The sequence below is a fragment of the Mesorhizobium sp. G2-6-1 genome, assembly GCF_055809095.1.
Map to the genome: position 1 here is coordinate 1301422 of NZ_CM147896.1, position 15348 is coordinate 1316769.

A 15348-nucleotide genomic window follows, 5' to 3' on the forward strand; every position below is an offset into this window, starting at 1 on the left:
TTTACGTCATTCCCCGAAGTTGTTTTCGAGACCGGTAATGCTGATTCCAGCACCTGGCACCTTGTAGTGCCGGTTTATCCAGATCAGCACGGAGGTCAGGGCTTCGGCTGCAGCCGAATTGGCAAGCACGCCACCGCCGACGCCGCGCGTTGCGACGGCACCGGCAATCTCAATGACCGCATTGCGCGCGTCTTTGTCATCACTGAAAACGAGCACATCGCAATTGGCACGACCACCGGTGTGAAGTTTTGCAGCGCCGACATTATGGAAGGCCGAAACAACCCTCACCCCTTCGCCAAGCAGTTTTTGTGCGATTTGCGCCGCAGAACCCGCACTCGGAAGCTGGACAGTTGAGACCTTCGGCGGCACCAGCGGAACAGCGGCATCGACAACGATCTTGCCCTGTACCGCATGTTTGATTTCTTCAATAGTCGCATCGTGGCTGGCAAAGGGAACGGCCAGAACAACGATTTCCGCAGCGCTTGCCGCGCCAACATTGTCATCGCCGGATACGCTTGCGCCCAGGCTGGGCGCAAGTGTGGCAGCCTTTTCGCGCGAGCGCGAACCGATCACCACCTTGTAGCCCGCAGCAGCCCAGCCTTTTGCCAAACCTGAACCGAGGTCGCCAGTCCCTCCGATTATGCCGATGACCGGCTTGGAAATATTGGACATTTTTTCAAACCTCATGATTGCATTGTGACGCTATCTTCGCGAAAGCCGCGACGCATTACGGAACTGATCGCCATGCGCTGGAGCTTTGCCATTCACAATACATACTATTAATAGAATGATGATACAAGTTTGATTTACCCGGATAATGCGAATTGCGTGACAGGGGTCTGTCACGCAAGGATTTCATTTCCACGAACCACATCGACACCCGTTCGAGGCGCAATGGTCGATCTTTTCCGGCGAACACATGGCAGTGGTGCACATTGCTCAATCAGGCGTGGGTGAGGCCAACGCCGAGATAGGCTTCGCGCACATGCGGGTCGCTGATCAACTTTTCACCGGGCCCTTCAAGCACCATCGCGCCGACCTCCAGCAGATAAGCGTAATTGCACATGTCGAGTGCTGCGTAAGCATTTTGCTCAACCATGAGGACGGTGGTTCCAGATTCGCGAATGCCACGGATGATCTCGAAAGTCTGCTCGACGATATTGGGTGCCAAGCCCAGCGAAGGCTCATCGAACATGATAAGCTTTGGCCGCGACATCAACGCCCGCCCGATAGCCAGCATCTGCTGCTCGCCTCCCGACAGCGTGCCCGCAACCTGCTTGCGGCGTTCGGCCAACCTCGGGAACAGCCCGAAAATGCGCTCGAGGTCAGAAGCAATCTCCTTGCTGTCCTTGCGCAGATAGCTGCCCATTTCCAGATTTTCGATCACCGACATGTCACCGAAAACCCGCCGACCTTCCGGACAGTGCGCGATGCCAAGAGCCAGAATGCGACCAGCGGACAACCCTGTTATCGGCTTTCCGCAAAAAAGGATTTCTCCCTCTGCTGCCGGAACAAGGCCGGAAATCGCGCGCAAGGTTGTGCTCTTTCCGGCACCATTGGCACCAACCAGAACCACAAGCTGCTTTTCCGGCACCGTCAGCGTGATGCCCTTGAGGGCCGTGACCTTGCCATAGCGGCAAACCAGATTGCGGATCTCAAGCATGCTTAACTCCCTGTCCCAGATAAGCCTGAATGACCTCGGGATCATTCTGGATCTCCGATGGAGTGCCATTGGCAATGATGCGCCCATAATTGAGAACGACGATACGGTCGGAAACGTCCATCACCATCGGCATATCATGCTCGACCAGAAGAATGGTCTTGCCTCTTGCACGCAGCTTGTTCAGCAGATTTATGAAGCGGGAAGTCTCGGAGGCATTCATCCCTGAAACCGGTTCGTCGAGAAGCAGGGCCGATGGATTGGCGGCAAGCGCCAGCGCCACGCCAAGCAACCGTTGATCGCCATAAGGAAGGCTGCCGCCCAATTCGTCGGCCTGATGATCAATGCCGACCGTCTTCAGAACCTCCCACGCCTCTTCCCGCAACGCTTCTTCAGCCCTGCGCTCCCTTGGGAGTGACAGGATCGTGCCAAACAAGCTTGCGGCGGTACGACGGTGCAGGCCGATCAGAACATTTTCAAACACCGAGATGTTCTCAAACACGCTGGTTCGCTGGAAAGTTCGCACCAACCCAAGCCCCGTTACTTCGTGAGGCTTGAGACCTGTAAGTGGCGTGCCTTGAAAAAGAACCCTGCCTTTGGTCGGCTTGAGAAAGCCCGTAATGACGTTGAACGCTGTCGTCTTACCGGCACCGTTTGGCCCGATGAGGCTGACCAGTTCGCCTTCATTGACATGGAAATCAAGATCGGAGATGGCGACAAGCCCACCGAAATGAACAGCCACATGCTCAATGGTGAGGATTGGCCGTGGGGAAACTGCCTGTTCGCTCATCAGCTTTGTCCCTTGCTTGTCTCGAGGGCCAGGGAGCCCGCGCCTCCATCAGCAGCATCTTTCGATGAACCGCCGAACCAGCGCTCTATCGCCGGAACGATACCCTGGGGCAGAACGAATACGATCACGATCATCAAAAGCCCATACAGTATCCATTGGAATTCCGGGCCGACATAGGAGCGGAGAATGACCGGGGTTACGCCAAAGATTACGCCTCCGACGAGCGGCCCTGCCAGCGTTCCCTTGCCACCGGTAATAACCATGATGACCATCGTTACCGTGTTCAGGAACATGAATATCATCGGATCGATGATCTGGATGTAATGCGCATATAGACTGCCTGCCGTCCCCGCCATAGCGCCGGAAACAATGGTTGCCAGAACGAGGTATTTGGTAACGCTGACACCGACCGACATGGCCAGGGTCTCATTCTCGCGCAATGCGATCATGGCGCGACCGAAGGGCGAATAGACCAATCGCTTGATGATCAGATAGGCAATGACGATTGCCGCCAATACGACGTAGTAGTTCGCCGTTTTGCCCCACAATGTCATATAGCCGGTCCAGTCAAAACCTAGCGTAAGCGGCGGAATGCCTGGCAAAGCCAGTGGCCCATTGGTGAGCTCGACCCAGTTCAGTGCGACGAGGCGAACCACTTCCGCAAAGCTGATCGTGACAATAACGAAATAGGCACCGCGGACACGGAAAGACAGCTTGCCGATGAGATAGCCGCACAAGCCGGCAACAATGGTTCCCAAAATCACGCCGATGAATGCAGGCCAAGGCTCATGCGTAATCTGAATGCCGAACAAGGATATGCTGAATCCAACTGATGTCAGCGCGCTCGTATAGGCACCAATCCCGAAGAACGCGACATGGCCGAGGCTGAGCTGCCCGGTATAGCCTAGCAGGAGGTTCAGGCTCATGGCAGCGAGGATGAAAATGCCGGTGACGACCAACGTATGTAGGAAATACTGATCCTGCAGCCACAGCGGCACGCTCGCGAAGAACAGAAAACAAATGTAAGGTATCAGACGTTTCATCCGACGCGCTCCGATCGGGCAAACAGCCCTGTAGGCTTAACGAGAAGAACAACGATGATGATGATGAAGCCCATCGCATCGCGGTATCCGGATGAAATGTAGCCGGCACCGATTTCCTCGGCGAAAGCCAGTATGAAGCCGCCGATCGCCGCTCCGGTAACGCTTCCAAGACCGCCTAGAATAACGATCGCAAAGGCTTTGAGCGATGCCAGATCGCCCATGGTAGGAGCAACCACGAAGACGGGTCCAAGCAGCGCACCGGCAGCCGCAGCCAGTGCGGAGCCGAGCGCGAATGTCATGGTGTAGATCGCGTTGATGTTGACGCCCATGAGAGCGGCAGTGCCGGTGTCCTGGAACGTCGCACGCATCGCTTTGCCAAGCTTGGTGCGATTGATGACCAGATAGGTGGCCCCGATAAGCAGGAGTGCGATGATGAGAACCATGACGCGCAGCCAGGAAATCGAGATCGGACCGATGACCAGCGGCTCCACCGGCAATGGCGAGGCGATGGATTTGGCAACACCGCCCCAAATCAAATGCTCAGTGTTCTGCATCACGATCCAGGCACCGATCATGATCAGCATGGTCGTGTCTATGTCGGCACCGCGTTTTGAGCGCAGCAATGTGAACTCGATTGCAGCGCCCAGCACCATGCCCGCTACAACGGCAAAGGCAATCGAGATGAAGAAATCCATCCCGAGGATAACGGCGAAAAAGTACATCATATAGGCACCGAAGGCGTAAAGTTCGCCATGGGTGAAGTTGACGATCTTCATGATGCCGAAGATCAGTGTAAGGCCGATCCCCAACAGGGCGTAAGTGCCACCCATGATGAGCGCATTGACGAGATGCTGAAGTAGCTGATCCAATGACTGTTCCTATCCCGTTACCCGAACTAACGTCGATTTCTCAGTGGCCGAGGCATATGATTGATATGGACTTCTGCCCGCTCCAGATCGACAGTCACAAGGCCATATTATTTCTCGGAAAGGCGCGCGACTTTGCGCGATCACGCAACCGCATTGGGCCGCGAATATGGCACTATTCAATGTCCGGCATCATCTGTTCCTCCCTGCGCAGGTTCCGATGATGCGAACCTTTGCATTGCCACCGACACCTGATTTGCCGCCCTCTTTGCGACAACGCTACATCACCCACTCATGCACAATGAAATACACAGGGAGCGGGCGGCAATTTTCTGTGTCATACTATCATTAGTATCATGATAAGATAAATATAGGCCTCGTTCAAGCTGTTTTTCTCGAATTCCCAACGCAATTGCCACGTCCTGCCGGGTTTGCGCTGCGACAAAAAGAACCCTCTTGAAAGCATCGCGGCGGGAGCCGCAATTTCCAACCCCTGAAACGAAAAAAGACCCCGGCAGCAAAGCCACCGGGGTTTTTCTGGAACCGCTGGATGATCAGGAGTCCGGCAGTACGATTTTGCCGTCGACGATCGTGATCAAGGTGCCATTTGCCATATACTGGCCGCTTTCCTTGCCTTCTGGACCATCTTTCACGAAGGTCACCGTGCCATTCAGCGTCGGAACTTCGATCTGCCAGAACGCATCCCTGATCGCCTTCGGCTCAGCGACGCCTGCCTTCTCGATGGCTGCCTTGATGACGCGAATGCCATCATAGCCACGATAGCTCTCCGTCAAACCTGCCTTATCGTGACCGGACTTGGCCCAAGCTTCGATGAAAGCCTTCGCCTGATCTGGATGAGGTGTCTTGTCCGGATCCCATGGCGCGAAAAACACCATGTGCTTCGTGTTATTGGCAGCCGACCCAGCCTGATCAATCAACTGATCCGGGTTCTGCGACCCGCCCGTGGTAATGATCTGCTTGGTGATGCCGAGCGCGGCAGCCTGCTTGAGAACCAGCGTCAGTTGCTCCACAGCGGTCGTCACGATGATCGTATCCGAATCGGACGCCTTGATCTTGGAAAGCTGTGCGCTCATGTCCTGAGCAGACTGGTCCATGATCTCGGATAGACCGACCTCAATACCTTCACCCTCCAACATCGTGGTGAAGTCCTTCATGGTGCCGAGGCCCCAATCATTATTGATGCCAAGAAAATCCACTTTCTTGACGGTCAGTTTGGGCAAGAGTGTCTTGAACAGCGCCGCCTCAACCCATGATGGCGGCGAAATACGGAAAATATAAGGATTTCCCTGCTTGGTGATCTTGCTGGAAGACGATGTCTCCACCAGCATTGGCACTTCGTACTGCATCAACTTCGGCATCGCCGCAAGCGTCAGGCTGGAACCCCAGGCACCCATCATCACCGGTACTTTGTCGCTCTCGATAAGCTTTTCAGCAACGGCAGCAGCTTCGGTCGGGTTGCTCTTGTTGTCTTCGATAACCAGTTCAACCTGGTTGCCGAGAATTCCGCCATTGGCATTGATCTCTTCAGCGGCGATTTTCGCCCCGTCGACAATGTAGGTGCCAGATGCGGCGAAAGGACCAGTCAGCGGCTGGTTCACGCCGATCTTGATTGTATCGGCACTTGCTAGGCCAGCCGTACCCATGAACAGCGACAGTGCCATGGATGTTATAATATGCGTGCGTTTCTTCATGAATTCTCCTCCGGGTGAAATTGGCTCAGGACGTGCCACTTACGAATTCACGGCAGTATCGCGGTTTTCGAATACGCCATCCTGCCTTCTTGGTCGTTCGCGGTTTCCTATCGAGAAGGCAGGTGAAATCGGGTGCCCTATGCACTAACGTTCCTATCATCCTATTTTTAGAATGTTAATGCAAATACATTTTTCTTGTTGAAGCTCACCCGTTCGGATGAGTCCGCACTCACGCCATAAAAAGTGGCCGAAGCCGGTCCAGATTGCGATCAATCAACTTGACGGGCGGGCCGCAGCGATCCAGTCAGGCGTCGGTCACCCGCGGCGAGAAAACGCGAAGGCGATTTGCGGCGGCCGCAGCCATCGCATCGGCCAGATCCATGTTCCATTGCGTTTTGCAATAATCCCGGAAATCGAAACATGGCAAACCGGGGCAAACCTCGAACTCGATGAGATGTATGGTGTCGTCAGCCTCCACACGCAGATCAATCGAGAAAACATCGCGCAAGCCAAGTGCGTCGACGAGGCGCGCGGCAATCTTGCGAATCCGTCTGTCCGCCTCCGGTTGCGTCTTGCGAACGGCAGCGAGCACAGGCTCGGCATAGTGTCCGCGCGCCTTCGCCGCCTCGCCTGTTTCTCCATACAAGGCCATACTGTCGGCCATTGTCTGAAAATCCGCCTGGGAATCGACAAAGGAAACACCAAGAGCTTCGACACCGCTATCAGACTGCAGGCCAAGAAAGCTTGCCCTGACATTGCGCCCGCCGACATAGGGCTGCACAAGCGCATCATCGTGATAAGCGTTATATATGCGGCGGCTGATTTCGAGCGCATGAGTGAGATCGTCGCAATGCGAATCCGGCCAGATTCCCACCTTGGCACCCAGGCGGTTCGGCTTGACAAACCATCCGTGGCTGGAGCGGCACGGCTCTACCAGCCACTCACCATTTCGAGCGAGGCCCGCGGCGGGAACAGGCAGGCCAAGCGCACCCAACACCGCGCCTGAGCGAAACTTGTTCTGGCAAAGAGCAAACAGGGAATCGTCGGAGCCTATCGTGAGGAGCCCATTTAGCCGCGCAAGAGCGGGTGACGCACTTCCACGAAAATAGGCAACGCCGTCGGTCAATGTCCAGACCAGCGTCGTCGCCGGGTTTTGGCGGGCGAGATGGCTCGCCGCCTCATCCAGTTCAATGGGTTCGAATGCCACGCCCTGCGCCCTGCAAGCTGCAACCAATGTGTCGAACTCCAACGCAAGGTCGCTCGATTGTGCCAAATATGAAGAAATTTCGGCAGCGGCAGCGCGATCATAGCCGCTGGTGACAAGCCTATCGCGGCAAACGTTCTCCGGCTCGTGGACCAGGATGAGCTTAGGGACCTGCATGGAAATAAACCCGGCAATGTCGATCAATCACAAGCGTAGTTTGACGCTGCTAATTATGTTCGCTTGCTGAAAATCGACATGGCGTCGACGCCGGTTTGACAGAAGTCAGATCAGGACGCGAGGTTCAAAGCGACCGCGTACTGGAATGTCTATCAAAAAGGTCTTTCCAGCCAATGGATCGGCGGCGCGTTGGTTTTTGTCCATCTCAGACCAGGCGGACGTCACAATCAAACGGTCGGCATTCTTGCCAACAAATGCAGGACATGTCGGCTGGGCCGCCGGCAACGCGATCGAGCGCACGAGTTCGCCATTCGCAGCATATGCGGTGATCCGGCCTTCACCCCAGCGCGCATTCCAAAGCGTCCCATCGAGATCAACGACAGACCCATCGTGATTGCCCGTTCCCCCTCCCTGTCGGCAAAAGGTTTAGCTTCACCTTCGGGTAAGCCGGTCTCTGCATTGCATTTCGTTCTCATGAGAACACCCGTTGCCGAATCGGTGAAATAAGCAATCGTTCCATCTGATGAGAACGCGATCGAATTGGGAATGGAAATGCCGGAATAAAGCGTGCGCAATTCGCCTTTAAAAAACCAGTAGATTGCGCCCGCGTGTTCTTCTGTATTCTTGCCCATCGTCCCGACCCAGAATGCACCACTGGGGTGGACCCGTGCATCATTGGAGCGCGTCTTTGGATTGTTGGCTTCAATCGCGGTGTGCAAGCTCAGCTTACCCGTCGCGACATCGCGCACATGCAGGCCGGTTTCCGTGGCGATCAATTGGCGCTTCCCGTCGATGATGGCCAGCGCACTGGCCATCTCGCCAATGTCGTGGCTTGTCGCATCAACACCGGGTGCGCTTTGCTCGATCAATTTTCCATTGGCAATATCGAACCAGAACAAGCTGCCCGTGGTCGGGTCGAATGTCGGACCTTCACCGAGTTCGCAGACATGGTCCGAGAAAATGGAAACTGTTTCAGTGGCCATTAGTTTGCCTTCACCGCTGTATCCCAGCCGGCTACGGCAGCCTGCGCCCGTCGCCGAACCTCTTCCAGGCTCATATCAGGCTTGAACAAGCTGGAACCAAGCCCGAATACAGATACGCCGACAGCCAGATAGGCTGCAAAATCCTTCTCCGATACGCCCCCCACGGCTCCCACCTTCACCTCGGCAGGCAATACGGCGCGCATCGCAGCAATGCCGTTGGCACCGAGCACACTTGCGGGGAAAAACTTCAACGCCGATGCGCCACAACGTATCGCCTGAAATGCTTCGGAGGGTGTAAACACACCTGGCATGGTGACCATGCCATAATGCGCGGCCTGGCGCATCACGTCTGCGTCTATGTTCGGGCTGACCAGCAAGCGACCACCAGCTTTGGCGAGGCTGTCGACATTTGCAGGTGTCAGCACTGTTCCAGCCCCCACGAGTGCCGTCGCAGGCAGCGCCGCAACCAGAGTTGCAATTGACGAAAAGGGATCGGGAGAGTTCAACGGAACCTCGATAGCTTCAATCCCGGCTTCGAATATCGCATGCCCAACTTCGACCGCCTGTTCCGGTTTGAGCCCGCGCAAAATAGCGACAAGGCCTCGCTTCAAATTTGGAAAGACGGTGGGCTGTGTCATATCGCGGCCCCGATCTCGGTCATCATGTGGTTTTGCCGTGCGGCCTCCAGCAGGCCGGAACGTACCGCATCGTCCGCATCAACTCGTCTGACCGTCAATCCGGCAAGGCCGAGGGCCGCGGCGTAGAGTTGACTGAGCCCGCCTGAGGCGACCAAGACAACAGACCCATTTGCCGGATTGTAGCGACGCCGGGCAGACGCAACTTCTCCGCCAATCAGGAGACCCGAAAGGGAAGCCGCAGCATCGTCCGATTTCAAGCCCTGAAGCAGGCTGGCCGCGCGGATCGAAAACAATCTGGGAGTGATATCGCCACCGTCCTTCAGGGCCGCACGACACCAGCGTTGGAAATTAGCATTGTCCGCACCAATTTCTGCGAAGTTGTCACCAAGCGAATGGCGCAAGATCGAATGTGCCGCCAGCACTGAAAACAACTCGCCGGTAGGCCACGTACCAAAGCCTGCGACAGAACCGTCCTCAACCGCTACCCACTTCGAATGCGTGCCCGGCATGCAGACGAGGTGATTACCAGTTGGAGGCAATCCCGCACCGGCAAGTTGCGTCTCCTCACCGCGCATCACATCAGGGCTATTCGAGGATCGTTGTGCAAGACCGGGAATGATACGTACATCGCGGTGCTCGCTCTCAACACGCATCGCGCCCTTCAGGATAGAGCGGATTGACGTTGGCGTATCGACGTAGGGCGCTTCAATCCAACCCTGCCGCGAACCTGCCATGCCACAGATAATTGCCGGAAGTTTTTCTCCTGCGGACAAGGCCGCGAGATGGCCCTGCAGCACAGTTGAAAACCCGATTTCCTGTGCGGCAATCAATCCATCATCACCGCGCCTCTCGGCCAATACGGCTCCGGTCTCATCGAGCAGCCAGACGCGAATACGCGTTGTACCCCAATCAACAGCGGCGATTGCTGGCGTCCCGTTCAAAGCATGCCGCCATCGACTATCAATGTTTGCGCCGTCAGCATTGACGACGCATCGGAGGCAAGAAACAGACAAGGCCCGACCATGTCGTCGGCCTGCATGATCCTGGGGATCGCCTGGCGTTCAACGTGACTATCCAGCTTGTCTTTTGTGACCCACAAATCGCGCTGGCGTTGAGTTATCACCCAGCCGGGTGCAATCGCATTGACCCTTATATTGTCCTTGCCGTAGCGGCCGGCCAGCCCCTTGGTCAGCCCGATAATGCCAGCCTTGGCAGCGGTGTAGGCAGGCATGTCGCCGATATTGAGCATGAATGAGGTCGAGGTAAAGTTGATGATCGAGCCGTGGCCAGCCTCCTGCATCCCGGCGATGACGGCTTGTGCGGTGAAAAAATGCGGCCGGAGGTTGATTGTCTGATTGTCATCCCATTCTTGCGGCGTGACATCTTCTGCCGCATGACGCACGTCATTGGCTGCGTTGTTAATCAGAACCGTGACCGGTCCATGCGCTTTCGCGGCTTGTTGTGTAACGTCGCGCAAGGCTGCAACATCGCGCAGATCTGCTTTTAGATAAAGCGGTCGGCAGCCAGCCAATTTTTCGAGTTCATCACAGAGCGCCCGGCTCGGTTGTTCGGCAATATCTATGAATGCAACCTTGGCACCTTGGCGAACAAAGCCTTCGGTGAGTTTGGCACCTATTCCAGAACCACCGCCGGTAATCAGCACCGATGCGCCTTCAAGGTCGGAAAATCGGGCCGATGGCATCATGAATGTGTTCTCCGATCTGAACCACAGTCAACCGCCGCACACCCTATCCGCAAGAGGCACGCCAGCAAACACGAATTTGCAGATACTATGGTATTTGTCCTACAAAATGTGAAGTGCACTTGCAAGATGCGATAGCGAACCGACCAGCATCAGCGTCAACTTGCGCGTGCGTGTGCTCCAGCACGAAACGTATCGCGCAAGTATCCAAGTGTGGCATCGGCATCGATCGGTTTGCCGAACAGATAGCCCTGCCCGCCGCTGCAACCGAATTGAACAAGCCTATCGGCTTGCGCTTCTTCTTCGATGCCTTCTGCAACAACATCCATGCCGAGGCCCTCACACATTGCAAGGATGGCCCGAATGATGTGCTCGGATGGTCTGTCATCGAGGATGGAGGACACGAATGCGCGATCAATCTTGAGTTTGTCGAAGTGAAATTCGCGCAAGCGACCAAGCGATGATTGTCCGGTGCCAAAATCATCCAGGGAGACCCTGATGCCGACACGGCGCAAGTCTTCGACAATTTTCTCGGCGGACGCCGGATCGTTCATCAAGCCGGTTTCGGTGATCTCTATTTCCAACCTGTGTGGATCGAAGCCGGTGCGATCCAGAATGGAAAGGATGTGGAGCCCGGTGTTTTGATCGACAAGTTGCGATGGCGACAAATTGAAAGACAGGAACAGATCTTTCGGCCAATTTCGAGCAGCCTCGGTCGCCTTCCTCAAAACCAACTGGGACAAAGGGCCAATTATCCCGCGTTCTTCAGCGATGGGAATGAATACGACAGGCGAGACAGGGCCAAGGTCCCGGTCCGTCCAGCGTGCCAATGTCTCAAAGCCGACCGTGCGACGACTGGTGAGATCGACAATCGGCTGGAAATGCGGCTCAACCTCTCCGGCAGAGACGGCACGACGCAGCGCCTGTTCAATACGGGTCACACGCTTGGCCGCTTCTTCCATTTCACGGGTATAGACAACAACCTGACCGCGCCCGCAGCGCTTGGCGTGATATAGCGCTGTTTCGGCTTTGTTGACGAGAATTTCGGTGGTCTCGTCGCCTGAATAAAAAGCGAACATCCTGTGGATGCCGACAGTCTGGCTGTTCGTTCGCCCACATCATAAGGTGCGGAGAGGATTTCGGTCAGCATCCGGGCTCGCTCGCTCGCGGCTTCTTCGCTGAACACCATCGGATACAGAAACGCGAATTCATCCGCGCCAATGCGGCAAACGGTCGAATAGCTGTCCATGGAGGCGCGCAGACGCATCGCCACCTGAATCAATATGTCGTCCCCGGCTTTTTGTCCGAACAAGTCATTGATTGGTTTGAAACCATCGAGATCGAGAATTCCGACGGCAAACGGTGCCGGGTCATCCGACCTGTCGCTAATCAGACGGTCCACCTTGTCGAAAAAGCGCCGATGATTGCCAAGCCCGGTCAATGCATCGGTGAAAGCCAGGTCCGTCCCGTCCCGGTTTATTTGCCCGGTGCTAAACGGCGTCTGCATCGGCTTTCCTGTTCTTGAAGCGTATTTCGGTGCAACATGGCAGCAAACTCTTTAGGAAACGTATCTTCAGCAGAGGAAAATGCACAAAGATAAATGATCGAATTGCGTGTCCCATTCCCGGTTCCAAAACAGTCAAAGCGTTTTACGAACGCGGTAAAGTTCGAGCGGCTCTCCAATCGTTTTGGCAACAGGCTGAAGCCATTCCGGGATTTCGCCTTGCATGAGTTGAGAAAGAAAACCACCGGGCGCAGCGTCAACGATTATGCTGGTGTCGGGATTGTTTCGACATATCGCGACAACGCCGACGTGATGGCGCGTTATGCTCACCCGCGCGGCATCGGCTGAACCCATGAATGTGTCGAGCTCGATCAAATTGCCCTCTACATTGCGATGATAGGGGCCTGCGAGCACCCTGTGCGTGGTGAATACGAGAATCGGTGACCCCATATTGGAAGTCGCAAGCACCGTCGTTTCTGATAACGCAGCCAAAGCCGCAAGGTCCGCTTGAGTGTCGCACAGTTCCGTCAACGGGGGTGCCTTGCTTGATCCAGCCTGGTTTTCAAATGCTGTGGCCGCGGCTGCCGCAACGCCGATCCAAACGACGTTAAGAGATACAAGCCAAGCCGCTACCAGTTTCAAGGAAAAGCCGAGCGATGAATTGGTGCTGGCCCGCATTCGCCAATCGGCTACCCAGACTGAGAGCGGAATGACAGCGAAAGCCACGGCAAAGGTCGATCCACGCACCTGCCATATACTGACCGCGAATGCAGCAAGCAGGATTGCCGCCACGACGCTATCGTGCCTGCGCCACGGTCCGCGGCGGAAGTGAAGCGCCATCAGGAATAGAGCAAGGAGCGGCGTTACGTAGCGCCCCACCACAGAAGCCGGATCTTCGGCGCTCAGCGCGAATACGGAGCGTGCTTCCGAAATATGATCGAGCCATAACTCGCGAAGACGTGGGTCAAGGCTTGCATAGGGCGCGGCAAGGCATTCGGGAAATTTCAGTTTTACTACCGCCGCGATTATCCCACCAAGCACAAAGAGCGACGCCAGGCAGCGCCCTCTTGTGCGGTTTGCTGGCGGCAATGATGCAATCAGGGCAAGACCGAAGCCGGCGACAACAGCCACAACAAACTGCACAGCCGAGAATGCGTCGCAATGCGCCTCACCCCAGGCCGCCGGCCGCACCGTAGATATGAAGACGATTGCTGCTGCGCCCGCAAAACCGAGACCGAACCCCTTGGCAATTGGCCGCTCCGCCGCCGAACCAAAGGCAAGGAACCCCGCCACACTCAATCCGATCGCGGCAACGTAAGGCGCGGTTTCCATGCCCACAGCCAATGTCAGAGCAGCACAAATCCCCGAAACATAGGCGGCAATGCTGTTTTTCGGTGCACCGAGAAGAAATGCCACGCTGGCCATGGTCAGCGCCAGCTGGATATTGTGGTGGTCTAAGGCGCCGGGATCAAATATCCCGATGAAATACAAAGCCGAAGCACCTATGATGACTGCCGGTAGAACGGCACTTTCCCCGCCGACTGTGCGACTTGAACGAACAAGAAAGAAGAGTGTCGCTCCAAAACAGGCTGCGGGCCACAAAACCTTTGCGGCGGCCTCGGCTATTGCCATACTACCCGTCAGTGTGGATACGATCAGGATGATTGCCGCGATTGGCGCGTCGACCAGACGCGACCAATGCATCAGAAACCCGCCTTCAGGCCCCATTCTGTATTGATTGAGGTCAAACCAGTTTTGGCCAGCGAGCAGGTCACGCACTTCGACCAGCCTGAGCAGACTGTCATTGTCGCCACCATTGTCAATCAATGTTGGAAAGCCCGCAACTGCATTGACGGCGAAGGTGACCAGCACTGCCAGGAACACCAAGCATAGATCGCGCTTCCATGCGGAATTCGTGTTCTCGGCAGTGTTCATGGGTGGACCTGTAGAATTGTCGGCAGACTTAAACCTAGCCTTAACGGCTTCAATAAATAGTAAAGTCAATAGAACGCCGCGTTCAGCCCGGCGATCGCAGCATAGCGAGAGGCAGACATGCCAAGTGAAGTTACGGATCATCCGGCCATTGCCGTTCTTTTGCCCTGCTACAATGAAGAGCAGACCATCGCCGAGGTGGTGCAACGATTTCGTGCGGCTTTGCCGGTGGCGGCGATCTATGTCTACGACAACAATTCCAGCGATCTGACCGCCCTGAAGGCGCGCGCCGCAGGTGCCATAGTTATTCGCGAGCCACGCCAGGGCAAAGGCAATGTCGTGCGCCGCATGTTCGCGGATGTCGAGGCAGATATTTACCTGATGGCTGATGGCGATGGCACCTATGCGCCAGAGGACGCACCGCAACTCGTCAACACGCTATTGACGGAACGCGCCGACATGGTTGTGGGAACGCGGCGAGGCGTAACCGACGACGCCGGGCGCACCGGCCACGCATTCGGCAACCGAATTTTCAACAGTCTTTACAAAAATCTGTTCGGACGAGACTTCACAGACATTTTTTCGGGTTACCGTGTTTTCACACGCCGTTTCGTCAAGAGCTTTCCGGCGGTATCGAGTGGATTCGAGATCGAAACAGAAATGTCGGTTCACGCTTCCCAGCTCAAGCTACCGGTGACGGAACTCGCGCTGGATTATGGCCGCCGTCCCGAAGGCTCGTCTTCGAAACTCTCCACCTATCGTGACGGAGCGAAAATCCTTTGGATGTTTGCCATGCTGTTGAAGGAAACGCAGCCGCTGCGTTTCTTTGGCGCATTTGCCACTTTCTTTATGATTTCCGGCCTCGGACTTATGACGCCGGTGCTGTTCGAGTATTTCGAAACTGGATTGGTGCCCCGATTGCCGACATGGGTTTTGTCGATGGTCTTTATCATGCTCTCCCTGCTGATGATGGTTGCCGGACTGATCCTCGATTCAGTGTCGCGGGGTCGAGCGGAGCAGAAACGCATTTTCTATCTTAGCATGCCGTCAAACCGCAGTGAGCGACATGCAGGCACAGAACAGGCTGTTACACCGCAGCTGCCACTGCCGGGCAAACCACGGCGAGCTGCCTGAACA

The 15348-nt window shown here is 55.8% G+C and carries 12 protein-coding genes and 2 pseudogenes; 1 reads left to right on the forward strand and 13 read right to left on the reverse strand.

Translation table 11 applies throughout. The features are described from left to right. Nucleotides 1–6 precede the first annotated feature (6 nt). The 13 genes and pseudogenes from npdG to AC0L7S_RS06225 all read right to left on the reverse strand — a co-directional run bounded on the left by npdG (nucleotide 7) and on the right by AC0L7S_RS06225 (nucleotide 14214). Entirely contained in the window at nucleotides 7–672 is a 666-nt protein-coding gene (npdG, locus tag AC0L7S_RS06165) for an NADPH-dependent F420 reductase (protein WP_473473545.1), read from the reverse strand. A gap of 271 nt (nucleotides 673–943) precedes the next feature. After that, nucleotides 944–1663, reverse strand: coding sequence for an ABC transporter ATP-binding protein (locus AC0L7S_RS06170; RefSeq protein WP_473473546.1), 720 nt, complete (start codon nucleotides 1661–1663; stop codon nucleotides 944–946). Then, nucleotides 1656–2450, reverse strand: coding sequence for an ABC transporter ATP-binding protein (locus AC0L7S_RS06175; RefSeq protein WP_473473547.1), 795 nt, complete (start codon nucleotides 2448–2450; stop codon nucleotides 1656–1658). The genes AC0L7S_RS06170 and AC0L7S_RS06175 overlap by 8 nt, the downstream gene beginning before the upstream one ends. Beyond that, nucleotides 2450–3493, reverse strand: a complete 1044-nt coding sequence (locus AC0L7S_RS06180; protein ID WP_473473548.1) for a branched-chain amino acid ABC transporter permease — start codon at nucleotides 3491–3493, stop codon at nucleotides 2450–2452. The genes AC0L7S_RS06175 and AC0L7S_RS06180 overlap by 1 nt, the downstream gene beginning before the upstream one ends. Continuing rightward, nucleotides 3490–4362, reverse strand: a complete 873-nt coding sequence (locus AC0L7S_RS06185) for a branched-chain amino acid ABC transporter permease (RefSeq protein WP_473473549.1) — start codon at nucleotides 4360–4362, stop codon at nucleotides 3490–3492. Before AC0L7S_RS06185 ends, AC0L7S_RS06180 begins: the two co-directional genes overlap by 4 nt. Nucleotides 4363–4913: 551 nt before the next feature. After that, on the reverse strand, nucleotides 4914–6071 hold the full coding sequence (locus tag AC0L7S_RS06190) for an ABC transporter substrate-binding protein (RefSeq protein WP_473473550.1): 1158 nt from the start codon (nucleotides 6069–6071) through the stop codon (nucleotides 4914–4916). A gap of 304 nt (nucleotides 6072–6375) precedes the next feature. Beyond that, the gene (locus AC0L7S_RS06195) at nucleotides 6376–7458 is read right to left on the reverse strand and encodes a D-alanine--D-alanine ligase family protein (protein WP_473474197.1); all 1083 of its coding nucleotides are present in this window, start codon (nucleotides 7456–7458) and stop codon (nucleotides 6376–6378) included. A gap of 99 nt (nucleotides 7459–7557) precedes the next feature. After that, nucleotides 7558–8435 (reverse strand): annotated as a pseudogene (locus AC0L7S_RS06200) (SMP-30/gluconolactonase/LRE family protein). Then, on the reverse strand, nucleotides 8435–9073 hold the full coding sequence (locus tag AC0L7S_RS06205) for a 2-dehydro-3-deoxy-6-phosphogalactonate aldolase (protein ID WP_473473551.1): 639 nt from the start codon (nucleotides 9071–9073) through the stop codon (nucleotides 8435–8437). Before AC0L7S_RS06205 ends, AC0L7S_RS06200 begins: the two are co-directional and overlap by 1 nt. Continuing rightward, nucleotides 9070–10014, reverse strand: a complete 945-nt coding sequence (locus AC0L7S_RS06210) for a 2-dehydro-3-deoxygalactonokinase (RefSeq protein WP_473473552.1) — start codon at nucleotides 10012–10014, stop codon at nucleotides 9070–9072. Before AC0L7S_RS06210 ends, AC0L7S_RS06205 begins: the two co-directional genes overlap by 4 nt. Beyond that, entirely contained in the window at nucleotides 10011–10778 is a 768-nt protein-coding gene (locus AC0L7S_RS06215; protein WP_473473553.1) for an SDR family NAD(P)-dependent oxidoreductase, read from the reverse strand. Before AC0L7S_RS06215 ends, AC0L7S_RS06210 begins: the two co-directional genes overlap by 4 nt. Before the next feature lie 155 nt (nucleotides 10779–10933). Continuing rightward, nucleotides 10934–12282, reverse strand: a pseudogene (locus AC0L7S_RS06220) (putative bifunctional diguanylate cyclase/phosphodiesterase). 132 nt (nucleotides 12283–12414) lie between these two features. After that, nucleotides 12415–14214 (reverse strand): GtrA family protein, encoded by a 1800-nt coding sequence (locus AC0L7S_RS06225; RefSeq protein ID WP_473473554.1) that lies wholly within the window; start codon nucleotides 14212–14214, stop codon nucleotides 12415–12417. Nucleotides 14215–14331: 117 nt separating this feature from the next. Between AC0L7S_RS06225 and AC0L7S_RS06230 the strand changes: the two genes are divergently transcribed. Further along, a complete protein-coding gene (locus AC0L7S_RS06230) occupies nucleotides 14332–15345 on the forward strand; it encodes a glycosyltransferase (protein ID WP_473473555.1) in 1014 nt (337 codons plus the stop codon). Nucleotides 15346–15348 lie beyond the last annotated feature (3 nt).